Origin of the sequence: Coprococcus sp. AF16-5, assembly GCF_003479365.1 — a bacterium.
GTDB classification, from domain to species: domain Bacteria; phylum Bacillota; class Clostridia; order Lachnospirales; family Lachnospiraceae; genus Coprococcus; species Coprococcus aceti.
Map to the genome: position 1 here is coordinate 61,809 of NZ_QUGZ01000001.1, position 14,359 is coordinate 76,167.

The 14,359-nt window shown below is 38.7% G+C and carries 12 protein-coding genes and 1 CRISPR repeat array; all 12 genes read left to right on the forward strand.

Going from position 1 to position 14,359, the window contains the following annotated elements:
• The first annotated feature begins 39 nt into the window (after positions 1-39).
• The 12 genes from DWW70_RS00215 to DWW70_RS00270 all read left to right on the forward strand — a co-directional run bounded on the left by DWW70_RS00215 (position 40) and on the right by DWW70_RS00270 (position 14,358).
• Positions 40-948, forward strand: coding sequence for a macro domain-containing protein (locus DWW70_RS00215; RefSeq protein ID WP_118649059.1), 909 nt, complete (start codon positions 40-42; stop codon positions 946-948).
• Positions 949-1,265: 317 nt separating this feature from the next.
• Complete coding sequence (cas12a, locus tag DWW70_RS00220) at positions 1,266-5,129, forward strand: type V CRISPR-associated protein Cas12a/Cpf1 (protein ID WP_158576496.1); 3,864 nt, start codon at positions 1,266-1,268, stop codon at positions 5,127-5,129.
• Between the two features lie 3 nt (positions 5,130-5,132).
• Entirely contained in the window at positions 5,133-5,699 is a 567-nt protein-coding gene (gene cas4 / locus DWW70_RS00225) for a type V CRISPR-associated protein Cas4 (protein ID WP_118649061.1), read from the forward strand.
• Positions 5,700-5,701: 2 nt separating this feature from the next.
• Positions 5,702-6,664 (forward strand): type V CRISPR-associated endonuclease Cas1, encoded by a 963-nt coding sequence (gene cas1 / locus DWW70_RS00230; protein ID WP_158576497.1) that lies wholly within the window; start codon positions 5,702-5,704, stop codon positions 6,662-6,664.
• Positions 6,665-6,696: 32 nt separating this feature from the next.
• The gene (cas2, locus tag DWW70_RS00235; RefSeq protein WP_055224176.1) at positions 6,697-6,972 is read left to right on the forward strand and encodes a CRISPR-associated endonuclease Cas2; all 276 of its coding nucleotides are present in this window, start codon (positions 6,697-6,699) and stop codon (positions 6,970-6,972) included.
• Between the two features lie 125 nt (positions 6,973-7,097).
• A CRISPR array of direct repeats spans positions 7,098-8,575; the repeat unit is 36 nt; unit sequence GTTGAGTAACCTTAAATAATTTCTACTGTTGTAGAT.
• A gap of 170 nt (positions 8,576-8,745) precedes the next feature.
• The gene (locus DWW70_RS00240) at positions 8,746-9,594 is read left to right on the forward strand and encodes an ADP-ribosylglycohydrolase family protein (protein ID WP_118649063.1); all 849 of its coding nucleotides are present in this window, start codon (positions 8,746-8,748) and stop codon (positions 9,592-9,594) included.
• Between the two features lie 139 nt (positions 9,595-9,733).
• Positions 9,734-9,940 carry a YdbC family protein gene (locus tag DWW70_RS00245; protein WP_117549116.1) on the forward strand — a complete coding sequence of 69 codons (207 nt, stop codon included), beginning with the start codon at positions 9,734-9,736 and terminating at the stop codon, positions 9,938-9,940.
• Positions 9,941-9,966: 26 nt separating this feature from the next.
• Entirely contained in the window at positions 9,967-10,416 is a 450-nt protein-coding gene (locus DWW70_RS00250) for a YaiI/YqxD family protein (protein ID WP_117549115.1), read from the forward strand.
• A 66-nt stretch (positions 10,417-10,482) separates the two neighbouring features.
• Complete coding sequence (locus DWW70_RS00255) at positions 10,483-11,676, forward strand: class I SAM-dependent methyltransferase (RefSeq protein ID WP_118649064.1); 1,194 nt, start codon at positions 10,483-10,485, stop codon at positions 11,674-11,676.
• 20 nt (positions 11,677-11,696) lie between these two features.
• Positions 11,697-12,107, forward strand: a complete 411-nt coding sequence (locus tag DWW70_RS00260; RefSeq protein ID WP_118649065.1) for a peptide deformylase — start codon at positions 11,697-11,699, stop codon at positions 12,105-12,107.
• 8 nt (positions 12,108-12,115) lie between these two features.
• The gene (locus tag DWW70_RS00265; protein ID WP_118649066.1) at positions 12,116-12,898 is read left to right on the forward strand and encodes an AlkZ-related protein; all 783 of its coding nucleotides are present in this window, start codon (positions 12,116-12,118) and stop codon (positions 12,896-12,898) included.
• A gap of 179 nt (positions 12,899-13,077) precedes the next feature.
• Complete coding sequence (locus DWW70_RS00270; RefSeq protein ID WP_118649067.1) at positions 13,078-14,358, forward strand: L-aspartate oxidase; 1,281 nt, start codon at positions 13,078-13,080, stop codon at positions 14,356-14,358.
• Position 14,359: the final 1 nt, after the last annotated feature.

A 14,359-nucleotide genomic window follows, 5' to 3' on the forward strand; every position in this document is an offset into this window, starting at 1 on the left:
ACGATTGGAACCTTAAATATGGAAGGAAGGTCAGCCTATATGGAACACATACATATTGTAAAAACAGGAATAACGGAGTTAGATGTTGATTGCGTGGTCAATGCTGCAAATGAAGGATTATGGGCAGGTGGCGGAGTATGTGGTGCTATCTTTAAAGAAGCCGGATATGATGAATTGACGGATGCTTGTAAGAAGATAGGTCATTGTGACACGGGAAGTGCTGTCATTACTCCCGGATTTCGGTTGAAAGCTAAATATATTATTCATGCTGTTGGACCTCAATGGCATGGTGGTAATCATGATGAAGAACAATTACTTCGGAAATGTTATCAAACAGCATTGCTTTTGGCACAGGATAATGGATGTAAATCTATAGGATTTCCTCTGATATCATCCGGTATATATGGATACCCCAAGAAAGAAGCATGGCAGGTGGCACTAAGAGCAGTTGCCGATTCTCTTGATTCCTTAGTGGATATGGAGGTTTACTTTGCTGTATTAGATGATTCAATGCTTGCTGTGGGACAGGAAATATATCGCGTTATGTTTGATAATCCAGATGACTCATTATTAGCATCAATAGATAAAGAATTGCTGTGGAAGTGTATAGAAATGTTGTGTAAAATACGAAAAATCGAGTGGAATACACCACCATCAAAAGATGGAGTAATTCATTTGGCATTTCCTGTTTATCCTGAGGAACTTTGGCAGGTATTCAATTTGATGAAGCCAGACAGACATTTTACAACCAATATGGAGAAGCAACCACGAAGAATAGTGCCTAGTGAGATGTCCGTAAAACAGATTAATACAAGGCTCACATGGATTCAAATGGGTGAGCGTTTTTGTGATGGTAATATTGCAGCGGAGGTCGAAAATGGAAATCTGCTGAAAATGTTACTGCGCTTGGATGATCTGTTAAAAAAACAGAAGGTTCAACATGAGTAAATGTTGTTGATTTTTTTGGGGGGTGCTGGAATGGGTGGTCAAAAATTGACATATTGCGCAAAGTATTGATTGACATATATGTAATTATGAAAGTAGAATGTATTGTGAGTTTTGGTACGATACACGAATGGTAAAACTCATTATAATTTCTACTTTTGTAGATAGTATAAATGTAAAAAGATGACGCGATATATCGCGTTTTTCTTTCACTTGAAAAAAACAAAAATTACATTTATACTTAAATTGATATTGCACACAAGATGTGTTATGATCTGAATAACATAAAAACAAAATTACGCGAAAGAGAGGTAGAAACTATGGGCAATAATATGGATAATTCGTTTGAACCATTCATTGGAGGCAACTCAGTGAGTAAAACTTTACGCAATGAACTTAGAGTGGGAAGTGAGTACACCGGGAAACATATAAAAGAGTGTGCAATCATCGCAGAAGATGCGGTTAAGGCCGAAAACCAGTATATCGTAAAGGAAATGATGGACGATTTTTACCGTGATTTCATTAATCGAAAGCTAGATGCTTTACAGGGGATAAATTGGGAACAACTATTCGATATAATGAAGAAGGCTAAGCTGGATAAGAGTAATAAGGTTTCAAAGGAATTGGATAAAATACAGGAGTCTACCCGTAAAGAAATAGGGAAGATCTTCTCTTCGGATCCTATATACAAGGATATGCTAAAAGCAGATATGATAAGTAAGATCTTGCCAGAGTATATTGTTGATAAATATGGCGATGCAGCTTCGAGAATAGAGGCTGTAAAAGTGTTTTATGGATTTTCGGGTTATTTTATTGACTTTTGGGCCAGTCGAAAAAACGTTTTTTCTGACAAGAATATTGCATCAGCAATTCCTCACAGGATTGTCAATGTTAATGCTAGAATTCACCTAGATAATATAACTGCTTTTAATCGAATTGCAGAGATTGCTGGTGATGAGGTAGCAGGAATTGCGGAAGATGCTTGTGCTTACTTGCAGAATATGTCACTGGAGGATGTATTCACAGGAGCTTGTTACGGTGAGTTTATATGTCAGAAGGATATTGATCGGTATAACAATATATGTGGCGTCATCAATCAACATATGAATCAATATTGCCAGAACAAAAAGATATCCAGATCAAAGTTCAAAATGGAGAGATTACACAAACAGATTTTGTGTCGATCGGAATCGGGGTTCGAGATTCCCATTGGGTTCCAGACTGATGGGGAGGTTATAGATGCGATCAATTCTTTTAGTACTATTCTCGAAGAAAAAGATATTTTGGATCGACTTAGAACTTTAAGTCAGGAGGTTACGGGATATGATATGGAAAGAATATATGTATCCTCTAAAGCTTTTGAAAGCGTATCTAAATACATAGATCATAAGTGGGATGTGATTGCCTCAAGCATGTATAATTATTTTTCTGGCGCTGTTCGCGGTAAAGATGACAAAAAAGATGTAAAGATACAAACAGAAATTAAAAAAATAAAGAGTTGTAGTTTGCTTGATTTGAAGAAACTTGTGGATATGTATTATAAAATGGATGGAATGTGTCTGGAACATGAGGCAACAGAGTATGTTGCAGGAATAACAGAGATATTAGTTGATTTTAATTATAAAACCTTTGACATGGATGATTCAGTCAAGATGATTCAGAATGAGCATATGATAAATGAGATAAAGGAGTATCTTGATACTTACATGAGTATCTATCATTGGGCCAAGGATTTTATGATTGACGAGTTGGTTGATAGGGATATGGAGTTCTATTCGGAGCTTGATGAGATATATTACGATTTGTCTGATATAGTACCTCTTTATAATAAAGTGAGGAATTACGTTACGCAGAAACCATATAGTCAGGATAAGATAAAGCTAAATTTCGGCTCCCCAACTCTTGCAAATGGATGGTCAAAGTCGAAGGAGTTTGACAACAATGTCGTTGTTCTCTTGCGCGATGAAAAGATATACCTGGCAATTTTAAATGTTGGCAATAAACCTTCAAAAGATATTATGGCAGGAGAGGACAGGCGTAGAAGTGATACAGACTATAAGAAGATGAATTATTATCTGCTCCCAGGAGCAAGTAAGACATTGCCACATGTATTCATTAGCTCAAACGCTTGGAAAAAATCGCATGGAATACCAGATGAAATAATGTATGGATATAACCAGAATAAACATCTAAAATCATCGCCGAATTTTGATTTGGAGTTTTGTCGTAAACTGATTGACTATTATAAAGAATGCATTGATTCCTATCCAAACTACCAGATCTTTAATTTTAAATTTGCTGCTACAGAAACCTACAATGATATATCAGAGTTTTACAAGGATGTAGAGAGACAGGGATATAAGATAGAATGGTCCTATATTAGCGAAGATGATATTAACCAGATGGACCGAGATGGTCAGATATATTTATTTCAGATATACAATAAAGACTTCGCTCCGAATAGTAAGGGAATGCAGAATCTACATACACTATATCTGAAGAATATATTCAGTGAGGAGAATCTTAGTGACGTTGTCATAAAGCTCAATGGTGAGGCCGAATTGTTCTTCCGAAAGTCAAGTATTCAGCATAAAAGAGGTCATAAGAAGGGCTCGGTACTAGTCAATAAAACATACAAAACAACAGAAAAAACTGAGAATGGTCAAGGTGAAATTGAGGTCATTGAGTCTGTGCCTGATCAATGTTACCTAGAACTGGTAAAGTATTGGTCAGAGGGTGGTGTAGGACAGCTCTCGGAGGAAGCCTCCAAGTATAAGGATAAAGTATCACACTACGCAGCCACCATGGATATAGTTAAGGATCGTAGATATACAGAAGATAAGTTTTTTATTCATATGCCTATTACGATCAATTTCAAAGCTGATAACAGGAATAACGTGAATGAAAAAGTCTTAAAATTCATAGCAGAAAATGATGATCTTCATGTGATCGGAATAGATAGGGGAGAGAGAAATCTTCTATATGTATCGGTGATTGATAGTAGGGGCAGAATTGTTGAGCAGAAGTCATTTAATATAGTTGAAAATTACGAATCATCTAAAAATGTAATTAGACGACATGATTACAGGGGTAAACTTGTGAATAAGGAACACTATAGAAATGAAGCTAGAAAGAGTTGGAAGGAAATAGGAAAGATAAAGGAGATAAAAGAGGGTTATCTGTCACAGGTTATCCATGAGATATCGAAACTCGTATTGAAGTATAATGCTATCATAGTTATGGAGGATCTGAATTATGGATTTAAGAGAGGTCGTTTCAAAGTTGAACGTCAGGTTTACCAGAAGTTTGAGACTATGTTGATAAATAAGCTGGCATATTTGGTAGATAAGAGCCGTGCAGTAGATGAACCTGGAGGATTGCTCAAGGGTTATCAGCTCACTTATGTACCTGATAATTTGGGCGAGCTGGGCAGCCAGTGTGGCATTATCTTTTATGTTCCGGCAGCGTATACGTCAAAGATAGACCCTGTGACGGGATTTGTGGATGTGTTTGACTTCAAGGCTTATTCCAATGCTGAAGCCAGACTTGACTTTATCAATAAGCTTGATTGTATAAGGTATGATGCACCTAGGAATAAGTTTGAGATTGCATTTGATTATGGCAATTTTAGGACTCACCATACAACTCTTGCAAAAACTAGCTGGACTATATTTATTCATGGTGATCGAATCAAAAAGGAACGTGGATCTTATGGCTGGAAAGACGAGATTATAGATATTGAAGCAAGAATAAGGAAACTGTTTGAAGATACGGATATAGAATATGCAGATGGTCATAACTTGATTGGGGATATCAATGAGTTGGAATCTCCTATACAGAAAAAGTTTGTAGGTGAATTGTTTGATATTATTAGATTTACAGTTCAGCTTCGTAACAGTAAGTCTGAAAAGTATGATGGGACAGAAAAAGAGTATGATAAAATCATATCTCCGGTTATGGATGAAGAAGGAGTATTCTTCACTACTGATAGTTATATTCGTGCAGATGGAACAGAGCTTCCTAAGGATGCTGATGCAAATGGAGCGTATTGCATTGCTCTAAAGGGCTTATATGATGTGTTGGCAGTAAAGAAATACTGGAAGGAAGGCGAGAAGTTCGATAGGAAACTGTTAGCAATCACTAATTACAATTGGTTTGATTTTATACAGAACAGAAGGTTCTAGTGAATGGATGATATAATATTGATATCGAATCTTAATGATTTTATATTTTGTCCTGTGTCAATATATTTTCATGGGCTTTATGGAGGGGCTGATGTACTTACGTTTCAAACAAAGTCACAGCTAAATGGAACTAAAGCTCATGAATCTGTTGATATGGGGAAATACTCAACAAGAAAAGATATTGTCACAGGTTTGGATGTGTACTCGGATAAATATCGTTTGGTTGGAAGAATAGATATGTATGATTCGAGAAAAAAGATGCTTGTGGAGAGGAAGAAGCATGTTAGCAGAATCTATGATGGATATATATTTCAGTTGTACGGACAGTATTATTCAATGATAGATATGGGATATGCTGTGGATTCATTACGAATCCACAGCATAGATGATAATAAAAATTATAATATTGATCTACCTGAAAATGATAAAGATATGAAGAATAGGTTTGAACAGTTGATTTCGGATATGAGAGCTTTTGATATGGATAAGTTTGTACAAGAAAATTCTCAGAAATGTGCAAATTGTATATATGAAGGTGCATGCGATAGGTCGGCGAGTAGAGGTGACTGAAAGTGCTGAATGCAAATGACTTTAGTAAGAAACAAATTATTTTTTTGATTCCCAAGGATGGGGATAAACTTACATTTTCCAATGATAACATTGTAGTAAAAGATAAAAATGGCAAGATAAAATATCAGTCCACTTGTTACAGACTATTCATGCTTTGCATAGTTGGAAATGTATCTATAACTAGTGGGCTTATACAGCGAAGTAAGAAATTCGGGTTTTCAATATGCCTAATGACTACAAGCTTTAAGGTTTATGAAGTTATGGGAGCCAGAATGGAGGGTAATACGCTGTTAAGAACAAATCAATATAAGTATAACGGCAAGGAAATAGGTACGATGATTGAAAAGAACAAGATAGCAAATCAGTCTGTGGCCTTAAAGAAGATAAGAAATAGGAATGATTATCTAAATGAAGGAATATCAATATTGGATAATCTTGCCAATTCCTTGGATAGTGATATGGATTATTTGTGTGTTATGGGAATAGAGGGAAATGCTGCAAAAGTATATTTCCCAAGAATGTTTGATAATGTATCCTGGAATGGCAGAAAACCTCGTATAAAGAGTGATTACTTAAATGTTACACTAGATATTGGATATACTATGCTTTTTAATATCGTAGATGCGATGCTTCAGGTATATGGATTTGACACATATTATGGAGTTTTTCACAGGTGTTTTTATATGAGAAAATCACTGGTATGTGATTTAATGGAACCAATGAGACCAATCGTGGATTATGCAATAAGAAAGGCGATAAATCTAGGTCAATGTAAAATGGATGATTTTGAATTGTATGGTACCAGATGGTGTTTGAAAATGAAAAACAATGCGTCGTATATACAGTTTATCATGGCGGCAATACTTGATTATAAGGATGATATCTTCTTATATATACAAAGGTACTATAGATTTTTTATGAAAAGGAAAAGTGTGGAACAATTACCGACTTTTGAATTACATTAGAAGTGATAATGTTCAACAGGGGAGGCGTATATATGATCGTTGTGAGTTATGATATATCAGATGATAAATTGAGAACAAAATTTTCCAAATATTTATCCAGGTTTGGACATAGATTACAATATTCAGTATTTGAAATTGATAACAGTCAGCGTATAATAGATAACATAGTTACTGATATAACTAATAGATTTGAAAAAAACTTCACACAAGAGGACAGTGTCATTATATTTAAGATGTCATCGAGTTGTGAGGTGTTAAGATTTGGTTATGCCAAGAATGACGAGAAGAATTTTATAGTTATTCAGTAATGCAAACCTCAGTCTTTCTGAGAAAAAATTAAGGGGTTACTCAACAGATATGAACATAACAAACAAAAAAAGACTGTATATAGTGGTTATAAAACAAAAAAATTGTGCACAAACACCAATTTGGAGTTGAGTAACCTTAAATAATTTCTACTGTTGTAGATGATGGCAGTATAGGGTTGATAGCGGCGTTGAGTAACCTTAAATAATTTCTACTGTTGTAGATCCGCATCTTCCCAGGCATGAATGAAAGTTGAGTAACCTTAAATAATTTCTACTGTTGTAGATAGCGGAAGAAAACAAAAGTGTTTGCAGACGTTGAGTAACCTTAAATAATTTCTACTGTTGTAGATATTCCTATATCGTTATTGCTATACCAGTTGAGTAACCTTAAATAATTTCTACTGTTGTAGATTCCTACCGTCAACTTATATGCTGTTTCGTTGAGTAACCTTAAATAATTTCTACTGTTGTAGATATCACTGACAATAACATGGATTTAATGAGTTGAGTAACCTTAAATAATTTCTACTGTTGTAGATACCATCAAATACGGTTAAAAAAATTGAGTTGAGTAACCTTAAATAATTTCTACTGTTGTAGATTGATCTTGTCAATAGCCTGTTTCATCTGTTGAGTAACCTTAAATAATTTCTACTGTTGTAGATATAGACACCGCTTGCAAGCGTAACCGTTGAGTAACCTTAAATAATTTCTACTGTTGTAGATACTCGTCAAATATCTTAGCGTAAGTAGGTTGAGTAACCTTAAATAATTTCTACTGTTGTAGATAGACATCGTACCGCTATTATACTGATTCGTTGAGTAACCTTAAATAATTTCTACTGTTGTAGATTATCCGGTATTACTGTCCCGGCTAATGTTGAGTAACCTTAAATAATTTCTACTGTTGTAGATTTGTATATATAATATATAGCTAGAGAGGTTGAGTAACCTTAAATAATTTCTACTGTTGTAGATATTCAGACAGTGTTAAATCAAACTAAGTTGAGTAACCTTAAATAATTTCTACTGTTGTAGATTCACCGGTTCTCCAGGCAATTATCATGTTGAGTAACCTTAAATAATTTCTACTGTTGTAGATACTAATTGAACCTGTGCAATCTACATAGTTGAGTAACCTTAAATAATTTCTACTGTTGTAGATAGTGCTGGGTGATAGAATATAAACATGTTGAGTAACTTTAAATAATTTCTACTGTTGTAGATCCGGACTCTATCCTCTAGGTCTGAGGTTGAGTAACCTTAAATAATTTCTACTGTTGTAGATCTGCCTACCACGTACTTAGTTCTTGCGTTGAGTAACCTTAAATAATTTCTACTGTTGTAGATCTATGTCACTTCTTGTCTTTTTCTTATGTTGAGTAACCATAAATAATTTCTACTGTTGTAGATGGCAAAGCAGAAGTAAGAGCTTGGTATGTTGAGTAAACTTAAATAATTTCTACTGTTGTAGATTCTTGGGAAAGTTACAAGCAAGTTTGGTTGAGTAACCTTAAATAATTTCTACTGTTGTAGATATAATACTATTCCAGTCTCATCTTCCCATGTTGAGTAACCTTAAATAATTTCTACTATTGTAGATGCGTTTGCGACACGTCTAGCTGTTAGTGTTGAGTAATCTTATGTAGATAGAGTAATGTAAATTTATAGAATAATGACATTATTTGTTAACCGCAGCACTTACCACTGGTGGATATATTGACGTGATAAAGTACAAAAAAACAATGATGATATATGATGGGAGAAAGAGATATGAATGACAAGACAAATACTTTAAAATCCGCCATCTACGGTCTTGCCGTAGGCGATGCGTTGGGCGTTCCGTATGAATTTAAATTCAGGGGCGCATTTGAGTGTACAGATATGATAGGCTACGGTACGCACAATCAGCCGGAGGGAACCTGGTCGGATGATACCAGTATGGCGCTTGCCACTTGCGCCAGTATCAAAGCATGTGGCAGAGTTGACGTGGATGATATCAGAGACAGATTCCGCAGGTGGCTAAAAGAAGGAGCATATACACCGTTTGGAGAAGTGTTTGACTGCGGAAATACGTGCGCTGCGGCTATCAGATCTGGAAGGGGTTGTGATGACGAATGGTCCAATGGCAATGGTTCACTTATGAGAATCATTCCGTTGGCATTTGTTGAAGGGATAACGGACGCGGAGATAGAGGCAGTGTCAGCTATAACACATGCACACAGCTTGTCGAAGCTTGCTTGTGTGTGTTATGTCAGGATTGCCATTGATCTTGTAAATGGTGTGCCGCTTGCAGAGTCGATAAAGAGACATGTGCCGGGCAATTCAAAGTTGTCGGGAGCTATCGGTATTGAAAATGTGTTGAGAAGTGATGGCATGGGATCTTCAGGCTATGTGGTTGATACGTTTGTGGCGGCTATGTGGTGCCTGCTTACGACGGATAACTACAGGGATTGCGTGCTTAAGGCGGTGAATCTGGGCAGCGATACAGATACTACGGCAGCGGTAGCCGGAGGACTTGCGGGAATCATGTATGGACTTGAAGGTATACCAGATGAGTGGTTGTCAAAGATGAAGTCAATGGACATGATAGATCAAGAATTGTTTTCTTCGCTCCAATAATTGTAATCCCACGTCTCTGAGGATATAGCATCATTGAAAAGCCTCATAAAAACAGATATAATGATAGACAACGGCCCATCACATCAAACAAAGAGTTGTGACGGGCTTTATCTTTAGAGGATAAAGGAGATACATAAAAATGGCAGATTTTAAATACGAAATAGTGGAGCACATAGGAGTGATATCGGAAAGTGCAAAGGGATGGACTAAGGAACTTAATAAGATATCGTGGAATGGTGGCACACCAAAGTATGATATCAGAGAGTGGGCACCGGAGCATGAGAAGATGGGTAAGGGTGTGACACTTACAGAAGAGGAGGCGTCTAAATTAAAGGCGTTGCTGTAGAGACAGCACGAGAAAGGACTAGGTCAATGAAGATATTTGTTGATGCTGATGCGTGTCCGGTGATTGATATAGTTGAAGACATAGCAACAAAATACAACATCCCAGTAACGCTTCTATGCGATACGAATCATGTCCTCACATCTGATTACAGTGAGGTTATCGTGGTCGGTGCCGGGGCGGATGCCGTGGATTACAAGCTGATAAGCATTTGTCACAGGGGCGACATAGTGGTTACGCAGGATTATGGCGTTGCCGCTATGGCGCTTGGCAAAGGTGCGTATGCAATTCATCAGTCGGGCAAATGGTATACGGATGAGAATATCGATCAGATGCTTATGGAGAGACACCTGAACAAGAAGGCGCGGAGGGCATCGAGCAGGAATCATATCAAAGGGCCGAGGAAGAGGACAGAAGAGGATGACCAGAGATTTGCGGAGTCATTTGAGAAGCTGCTGCGGAAGGCAAATAATCTGTAGATACATATGAAGGTGGAGGGGGATTCGAACCCTCACCACCAATGAACCGGAAGAGGTCAGATTTTAATGAATGATAAAAATACAAACAGAACAATAGAATACTACAACAAATATGCTGACAGATATTCCGATGTCACCAGAAATGCTGACATGTCGGACATTTACAAGCGATTTGAGGAACATCTCAAGCCGGGCAGCAGGATTCTTGATCTTGGCTGCGGCAGTGGCCGTGACAGCAAATATTTTCTGGACAGGGGATATGATGTCGTATCTCTGGATGCGTCTGAGGCTATGTGCAGGAAAACTCAGGAGCTGACGGGAAAAGAGGCTGTACATAAGCGCATTGAGGACATGAATTACGAAAATGAATTTGATGCTGTGTGGGCATGTGCCTCGATGCTCCATGTTGACAAGGGTGATATGATCAAGATCTTTGCGAAGGTTATGAAAGCACTTAAGATTGATGGTGTATTTTATGCTTCGTGGAAGTATGGAAAAGGTGAGCAGACGCGGGATGATGGAAGAACATTTGCCAATTATACCGAGACAAAGGTTTGTGATATGGTGTATTCGGTTTCAGGCGCGGTCCTTGAGGATGTATGGACGAGTCAGGATGTGAGAACTGACAGGACAGGTCAGGGACATTTGTGGGTAAATGTTCTGGTGAAGAAGACCAGAGTTGTCATAACTGAGAAGGAGTTCCTGAATATTTTCTGGAAACAATACCAGATCATTGAGAAGGATGTTCGGATCAGTTCTGAGTATGTGGATATCCACAAGAGCAACTTCTCGACATTTTCAAGCAGATACATAAATATGTTCCTGAATATCTGCAGCAATATAGACTCTCTGATAGAGATATATTGCAAGATAGTCGAGGAGGATGATTACAGGAAGAAGTACAGCATACATGACAGGCTTACTCCTGTGCTTAGAAAATTCCCGGATATCCGGCTGGATGCGGTGAGGACGATAGATACTTTTGAGGATATCGAGCTGAAGCCGTTCAGTGCGTTTGTGGGTGACCGGATCGCAGATTGGTGGAATGACTATAATCTGGTAAAACATGCCAGAAGTGACAGGAACGAGAAGACTGGAATGTATAATTTCCAGCGGGCAAATCAGAAGAATGTGCTGACGGCGATGGCAGCGTATTTTATCGTGTGCAACCGTATATATGAGGAGATATGCGAGATCTCGGCAACACCGAAGAGGCTTCTCAAGTCAAAAATATTCCTGTATGCGAAGAATGGTGAGTAGATAAGGAAAGGTAATAGACCATGATAAAACAGATAGTGAGAGATCAGATGTTTCTCAGCCAGAAGTCATCTCCGATGACGACTATGGATGCGGGGATCATTGCAGATATGCAGGACACATTAGCGGCAAATCAGGCGAGGTGCGTCGGCATGGCGGGCAACATGATCGGGTATAAGAAGAGGATAATCATCGTCAGCATGGGATTTGCCAATGTTGTCATGCTGAATCCGGTTCTTCTGTCAAAGTCGGGGGCTTACGAGACAGAGGAGGGATGTCTGTCTCTGGACGGCACGAGAAAGGTGACAAGGTATAGAGACATAGAGGTAGAGTTTCAGGATGCATCATTTGCAAAAAAGCGTATGAAGTTCAACGGATATATAGCCCAGATAGTGCTCCATGAGATGGATCACCTTGAGGGGCGAATAATTTAGGAGAGTTTATGGAATCAAAAGAAGGAGCATGGATCATGTATGGAGTTTCGGAGGATGATCCGGAGTGCCTGCACACGGTGGACGAACTTATCGGATATATAGAGGAAGTGGGATTCCTGCCTCTTTTCCGGAATGAGATACCTGGATTTTCGGTGGAGGAGCGAACCACGGAGAAGTACTGGTGGAGTGAGGATGCACAGAGGGATCCTTGGGCATGGCGTGAGATCATAGCCAGAAGAGGCGATATTGCATACGGCAAATTTTTCCACAATAAGGCGGGATTTATCTCAAAGAAATGGTTCCCGTATTTTGCAAATTATAGAAGAGCTGGATATGATTTCGATGCCAGATGGGATGATGAGCTTGCATCATTCAGACAGAAGAAGATCATGGATCTGTTCATGGATGACCGGATAGATGAGGAGAGCGATGCGGAATTTGCAGCAGAAAAACCGGAGAGCCTGTATGATACAGCGCTGTTCTCATTTGATATCAAGAAACTTGCCGGATTTGGCAAGGACGGCGAGAAGGGCTTTGAGGGTACGATGACACAGCTTCAGATGCAGACCTACCTGTGTGCATGTGACTTCAGAAAGCGGGTGAACAAAAAGGGCGCGGAATACGGCTGGAATGTGGCCGTGTATTCTATGCCGGAGAAACTGTGGGGATATGACTACGTGGCATCTGCATATGGTGAGAGCCCGGAGAAGTCATGGGAGAGGATAGTGAGGCATATGGATGATATCTACCCGATTGCCACAGAGAAACAGATAAAGAAGGTTTTAAAGTAGAGACGATATACAGACAAGATGACGAAAATATTTATATGTATGGAAACTGCATCAAAAGGGTTTACATCAAAAGTTTACACATAACATTACATATATCTTTACATATGTGTTTACATATGTTATGTTTATATGCAAGTCAGGTTATAAAGAATAATATGATGCCTACTTGAAGAGGAGAAATGATGAACACTGTATATGATGTTATTATCGTGGGAACTGGCGCTGCAGGTTTGTTCTGTGCGTTGAATTTTCCAGAGACAAAAAAGGTCTGTATTATCACAAAAAGGCGGGCTGATGAGTCCGACTCTTTTTTGGCCCAAGGCGGCATATGTATGCTGCGGGGTGAGGAAGATTACGAAGATTATTTTGAAGACACCATGAGAGCCGGCCATTATGAGAACAATAAAAAGACAGTTGATCTGATGATCAGATCATCTAATCTTGTTATCAGAGAATTGATAAGGCTTGGAGTCAGATTTGAGAGAGATGAGAGCGGAAAGCTTGCCTTCACCAAGGAGGGAGCTCACAGCCAGCCAAGAATATTGTTTCACGAGGATATTACCGGCAAAGAGATTACATCCACTTTGCTGGAGTGTGCAAAGAAAAAATCCAATATCGAGATATATGAGTATACGACTATGCTCGACATCATCTGCAATGACAATGCCTGTGGTGGCGTGGTTATAGTTGATGAGGCCAAGAACATAAGCATACTTAGATCCAACAACGTTGTATTGGCGTGTGGTGGAATCGGAGGTATATATAAGAACTCAACGAATTTTGCCCATATAACAGGTGATGCCATAGCAATTGCCTTAAAACATGGAGTAGAGGTAGAGAATCTGAATTATGTGCAGATCCACCCGACGACACTGTTTAGCCGGAATAAAGAAAGAAGATTTCTGATATCTGAATCTGTGAGAGGCGAAGGCGCATGGCTTCTAAACAAGGCGGGCGAAAGGTTTACAGATGAACTTCAGCCTCGTGATGTAGTCAGCCATGCAATATGGAAACAGATGGAGATAGATGGAACGGAGCATGTGTGGGAAGATCTGAGACCGCTTGGAAGAGATGTGATCTTGCAGCATTTTCCACATATATACAAGCAGTGTAAGGATGAGGGATATGATGTGCTTGTTGAACCGATACCGGTTGTGCCGGCTCAGCATTACCACATGGGCGGAGTGAAGGCAGATCTCGCCGGAAGGACATCCATGGAAGGATTGTATGCGGTAGGAGAAGCTGGATGTAATGGAGTGCATGGCAGAAACAGACTGGCAAGCAATTCGTTACTTGAGTCGCTTGTATTTGCACAGAGGGCAGCAGATGATATCATGTTCAGCAGAGAGCACAGAGGCTGTGGAGAAGACAACATAGATCTGTCTGAATATGAAGATATAGATGGTTTGTTTAGAGAATATAAGAATATAGTTTTGACAGAAACGGAAAGAAGAGGCTGAG

What these genes read in the sequence shown, in the direction of transcription:
- DWW70_RS00215 (WP_118649059.1), top strand. Translation starts at nt 40, where the DNA reads ATGGAACACATACATATTGTAAAAACAGGAATAACGGAGTTAGATGTT.
- cas12a (WP_158576496.1), top strand. Translation starts at nt 1,266, where the DNA reads ATGGGCAATAATATGGATAATTCGTTTGAACCATTCATTGGAGGCAAC.
- cas4 (WP_118649061.1), top strand. Translation starts at nt 5,133, where the DNA reads ATGGATGATATAATATTGATATCGAATCTTAATGATTTTATATTTTGT.
- cas2 (WP_055224176.1), top strand. Translation starts at nt 6,697, where the DNA reads ATGATCGTTGTGAGTTATGATATATCAGATGATAAATTGAGAACAAAA.
- DWW70_RS00240 (WP_118649063.1), top strand. Translation starts at nt 8,746, where the DNA reads ATGAATGACAAGACAAATACTTTAAAATCCGCCATCTACGGTCTTGCC.
- DWW70_RS00245 (WP_117549116.1), top strand. Translation starts at nt 9,734, where the DNA reads ATGGCAGATTTTAAATACGAAATAGTGGAGCACATAGGAGTGATATCG.
- DWW70_RS00250 (WP_117549115.1), top strand. Translation starts at nt 9,967, where the DNA reads ATGAAGATATTTGTTGATGCTGATGCGTGTCCGGTGATTGATATAGTT.
- DWW70_RS00255 (WP_118649064.1), top strand. Translation starts at nt 10,483, where the DNA reads ATGAATGATAAAAATACAAACAGAACAATAGAATACTACAACAAATAT.
- DWW70_RS00260 (WP_118649065.1), top strand. Translation starts at nt 11,697, where the DNA reads ATGATAAAACAGATAGTGAGAGATCAGATGTTTCTCAGCCAGAAGTCA.
- DWW70_RS00265 (WP_118649066.1), top strand. Translation starts at nt 12,116, where the DNA reads ATGGAATCAAAAGAAGGAGCATGGATCATGTATGGAGTTTCGGAGGAT.
- DWW70_RS00270 (WP_118649067.1), top strand. Translation starts at nt 13,078, where the DNA reads ATGATGAACACTGTATATGATGTTATTATCGTGGGAACTGGCGCTGCA.